This is a genomic window from Chromobacterium alticapitis (assembly GCF_002924365.1).
GTDB classification, from domain to species: Bacteria; Pseudomonadota; Gammaproteobacteria; order Burkholderiales; family Chromobacteriaceae; genus Chromobacterium; species Chromobacterium alticapitis.
This window is the reverse complement of the sequence record NZ_PQWB01000057.1, coordinates 1-3,050: the sequence shown is the minus strand read 5'-3', so window position 1 is coordinate 3,050 and position 3,050 is coordinate 1. Positions and strand designations below refer to the sequence as shown.

The following is a 3,050-nucleotide window of genomic DNA, read 5'->3' as shown; positions in this document are numbered from 1 at the left end:
CTCGGTCAGTTGTACGGTGCACTTCATGGAGTTCGGTGGTGAGTAGAGTCCGGGTGAGTGCAAGCAAGAATCAAACCAATTTGTTGTGGGCACTTATCTAGCGCCATCGACACATCGCGGCTGGAACGCGCCCTGGACCTGGCCTTGGCGGAAAACCGGCTGGTCGGCGCGGAAGCGCTGCTGTCTGTGCATGGCCGTGTGGCCTACCGCCGCGCCGCCGGCTGGGCCGACCGCGAAGCGGGCCTTCCCATGCGGCCGGGCGGCCTGTTCCGCCTGGCGTCCTTGAGCAAGCTCTACACCAGCGCCGCCGCCATCCGCCTGGCGGTGCAAGGCGTATGGCGGCTGGACGCGGCGGTCAGCGACTACCTGCCGTATTTCGTCCCGCACTTGGCCGACGGCAGCCAGCCCGTCATCACCTTGTGCCATCTGCTGACCCATACCGCCGGGCTGGGCTATGGCTTCCTGGAGCCAGCCGGCGGCGGGGCGTATCGCGCGGCCGGCGTGTCGGATGGCTTGGACCATGTGGCGCTGAGCCTGGAGGACAACCTGCGCCGCCTGGCCGCGCAGCCGCTGTGGCAAGCGCCGGGCCAGGGCTGGATTTACTCCCTGGCCACCGATGTGCTGGGCGGCGCGCTGGAGGCGGCGACCGGACGCCCGCTGCCGGAAGTCATCCGGCGCGAAGTCTGCGCGCCGCTGGGCCTAACCGACACCGCCTTCCACGCCGTCGATCCGGCCCGGCTGGGCGCGGCCTATGCCGACACCGACAACGGGCCGCAACGAATGGGCGAATCGCATCGCCTGCTGCTGCCGGAAGGCTCCGGCATCGTTTACGCGCCCGGCCGGGCGCTGGACCCGCAAGCCTTCCCCTCCGGCGGCGCCGGCATGGTCGGCACGGCGGCGGATTTCCTGGCCTTGCTGGAAGCGCTGCGCGGCGGACGGGAAGACTGGCTGCCGCGCGCCTGGGTCGCGGAAATGATGCGCGACCAGATCGCCGGCCTGGAAATGGAGGGCTGGCCGGGCTGGGGCCACAGCCTGGGCGGCGCGATTTTGCGCGACCCAGCCGCCGCCGGCCTGCCGGCCAGCCCAGGCAGCTGGCGCTGGCTGGGCGCCTACGGCCATAGCTGGCTGGTGGACCCGGCGCGCGGCCTCAGCTTCGTCGTCTGCACCCATACCGCGCTGGAGGGGTCGATAGGCGCCTTCAGCATGGAATGGCTGCAAGCCGTCTATGCCGCCTTGGATGGGAGCGCCGCCTGATGCCCGCCGCCATCTATCTGCTCAGCCTGTGCATTTTCGCGATGGGCACTTCGGAATTCATGGTGGCCGGCATGATGCCGTCGCTGGCGGCGGCCTTCCATGTCTCGCTGGCCGACATCGGCAATCTGGTTTCCGCCTTCGCCGCCAGCGTGGTGGTGGGCGGGCCGCTGTTGACGCTGCGGCTGCGCGCGGTCCGGCGCAAGCCGGCCTTGCTCGGCCTGCTGGCGCTATTCCTGATTGGCCAACTGATAGGCGCCGCCGCCGACAGCTATGCCCAGATGCTGGCCTCGCGCATCGTCTGCGGCGTGGCGCAGTCCGCCTTTTTCGGCGTGGCGCTGGCCTTGGCCGGTGAGCTGGTGGGCATGGACCGCATCGCCCGCGCCGCCGGCCTGGTGCTGAACGGGCTGATGCTGGCGTCCGTCGCCGGCCTGCCGCTGGCAACCTTGCTGGATCAGCGCTGGGGCTGGCGCTTGTCCTTCTGGCTGGTGGCGGGCCTGGTGGGTTTGGCCATGCTGGGCATCGCCGCCTTGACGCCGGCCGGCCTTGCGCCGGCGCGCCAGGAGGCGGGAGAGGAAATGCGCGCGCTGGCCAAGCCGGCTTTGTGGGCGGCCTATCTGTCTAGCGGCCTGATCATAGGTGCGGTGTTCGCCGTCTTCACCTATCTCGCGCCCTTGTTCCTGCAGATCAGCGGCTTCGCCGCGCCCAGCGTGCCCTGGCTGTTCGGCCTCTACGGCGCGGCCACGGTGCTGGGCAATCTGCTCACCAGCCGGCTCGCCGACCGCCACACCCGCCGCGTGCTGCAAGGCGGCATCCTGACCCTGCTTATGGCGATGCTGGCTTTGGCCCAGGGCGCTCAATGGCAGGCGCTGACGGCGGCGGCGGTGTTCCTGCTGGGCGCGGCCGGCCTGCCGATGAATCCGGCCATGGTGGCGCGGGTAATGAGGACCGGAGGCAACGGCGCGATGGCGAACAGCCTGCACATGGCGGTGATCAATCTGGGCCTGATGTTCGGCGCCTGGGCCGGCGGCCTGTGCCTGGACGCCGGCTGGGGCCTGCGCGCGCCCTTGTGGCTGGGCGCGGGGCTGGCTTTGCTCGCCTGGCTCAGCCTGGGCCTGGACAGGCGCGGCGACAGCTGGCAGGCCAAGGCCCGCCCGGCGGAGGTGTTGGTTTGATGGAGGTTTAGCTTAATGGGTGCGCAGTGAGCGGCGGATCGCCCCGTGAACGGGGCATCCGCCCTACGCAAAATCCTCAACCGTAGGGCGGAATCCCGGCAAAGCCGGGAGTTCCGCCAAGCCATGCCCATCTTGGCAATAGCCGGGGGATGCGGTGATTAAGCCTCAACGAGAAACTCCCGCAGCTCCGCACCAGGCGCACCACGCCGAACGACAACCCTCGCGCCGTTGCAGAGAGGATACTCACGAAGAATTGGTTCAATGCCACGAACCATTGCCTCCGCATCAGCACCGTAGAGGAATATCGTGATTTCGCGGGGACCGACTTCGTTGCCATCTACAACCCCAAGCTTGCCAGAACCAAGCTCATACTCAAGCTTCTCTTCAAGAGTCATCAAATCGCAGTCGGTGTAGACCTCATCAGGCAGGCCTTGACCATCGAGATAGATGAGAACTGCTTGGTCTTGCACAGGTTGTGGGGCAGACCGGTCGAATAGGCGGGAGAGGAAGCTCATTGAATCTCTCATTGCCCTTGTCCGCGCCGACGGTGCTGCCTTTCTTGGCATTGCGCAGCAACAGGTTCAGCGCTTCGACGTTTTCGGCGTGGCCATTGACCTCGGACAC

Annotated in this window: 3 protein-coding genes; 2 read left to right on the top strand and 1 reads right to left on the bottom strand. The window is 67.7% G+C overall.

Annotated features, from left to right (window positions below):
- Nucleotides 1-57 precede the first annotated feature (57 nt).
- Together C2I19_RS14120 and C2I19_RS14115 are read left to right on the top strand one after the other, a co-directional pair.
- Nucleotides 58-1,254 (top strand): serine hydrolase domain-containing protein, encoded by a 1,197-nt coding sequence (locus C2I19_RS14120; protein WP_369406690.1) that lies wholly within the window; start codon nucleotides 58-60, stop codon nucleotides 1,252-1,254.
- Complete coding sequence (locus tag C2I19_RS14115) at nucleotides 1,254-2,426, top strand: MFS transporter (RefSeq protein ID WP_103903338.1); 1,173 nt, start codon at nucleotides 1,254-1,256, stop codon at nucleotides 2,424-2,426. The genes C2I19_RS14120 and C2I19_RS14115 overlap by 1 nt, the downstream gene beginning before the upstream one ends.
- Nucleotides 2,427-2,584: 158 nt before the next feature.
- Here the strand turns inward: C2I19_RS14115 and C2I19_RS14110 are convergent, their stop codons facing one another.
- Entirely contained in the window at nucleotides 2,585-2,941 is a 357-nt protein-coding gene (locus tag C2I19_RS14110; RefSeq protein ID WP_103903337.1) for a hypothetical protein, read from the bottom strand.
- Nucleotides 2,942-3,050 lie beyond the last annotated feature (109 nt).

What these genes read in the sequence shown, in the direction of transcription:
- C2I19_RS14115 (WP_103903338.1), top strand. Translation starts at nt 1,254, where the DNA reads ATGCCCGCCGCCATCTATCTGCTCAGCCTGTGCATTTTCGCGATGGGC.
- C2I19_RS14110 (WP_103903337.1), bottom strand. Translation starts at nt 2,941, where the DNA reads ATGAGCTTCCTCTCCCGCCTATTCGACCGGTCTGCCCCACAACCTGTG.